Origin of the sequence: Citrobacter sp. CK195, assembly GCF_030333365.1 — a bacterium.
GTDB lineage: Bacteria > Pseudomonadota > Gammaproteobacteria > Enterobacterales > Enterobacteriaceae > Citrobacter_B > Citrobacter_B koseri.
On the sequence record NZ_JAOWGB010000012.1, the window covers coordinates 1 to 210 of the forward strand.

Consider the following 210-nt stretch of genomic DNA (forward strand, 5'->3'; position numbering starts at 1 on the left):
TTTGATGTTACCTGATGCTTAGAGGCTTTTCCTGGAAGCAGGGCATTTGTCACTTCAGCACCGTAGTGCCTCGTCATCACACCTCAGCGTTTAATAAGGTACCGGATTTACCTGGAACCTCCGCCTACATGCTTAAACCGGGACAACCGTCGCCCGGCCGACATAGCCTTCTCCGTCCCCCCTTCGCAGTAACACCAAGTACAGGAATAT

Annotated in this window: 1 rRNA gene; it reads right to left on the bottom strand. The window is 51.9% G+C overall.

Annotated elements, in window-relative coordinates:
- Window position 1: 1 nt before the first annotated feature.
- A 23S ribosomal RNA gene (locus OGX93_RS00655) occupies window positions 2–210 on the bottom strand; the annotation flags it as partial.